The organism is Streptomyces sp. NRRL WC-3605, assembly GCF_001509795.1.
Classification (GTDB): domain Bacteria; phylum Actinomycetota; class Actinomycetes; order Streptomycetales; family Streptomycetaceae; genus Streptomyces; species Streptomyces viridochromogenes.
The window spans coordinates 1-354 of record NZ_LLZN01000137.1 but is presented as its reverse complement, the minus strand read 5'-3'; the positions used below and the strand labels follow the sequence as shown (position 1 = coordinate 354).

Genomic DNA, 354 nt, shown 5'->3' with positions numbered 1-354 from the left:
GGGGCGCCCACCTTGCGGCAGCCCCTGGGCCATCACGACGCCCTCCCCGGCCCCGCGCCCTCGGAGCCGCCCGCCCCCCCGCCCGCCCCGCCGCCGGCCCGCACCCCGGCCCGCCGCTGGTTCGGCCGCTCCCGTGCCACGGCCGAGGCGGCCCCCGCCTCCCCGTACGCGGCCGAGGTGCGGGCGCTCGCCGTGACCCGGGACCGGGTGCGGGCGCTGCGGCGGGTGGACCTCACGGTCTCCCCCGGCGAGACGGTCGCCCTCATGGGCCGCAACGGCGCCGGGAAGTCCACCCTGCTCAACGCCCTCGTGGGACTGGTGACGCCGTCGTCCGGGACGGTGCTGACCGGCGGG

The 354-nt window shown here is 81.6% G+C and carries 1 protein-coding gene; it reads left to right on the top strand.

Going from position 1 to position 354, the window contains the following annotated elements; translation table 11 throughout:
• Positions 1 to 354, top strand: a 354-nt coding sequence (locus ADL34_RS34395; protein ID WP_159039027.1) for an ATP-binding cassette domain-containing protein, incomplete at both ends; no start/stop codon positions are given.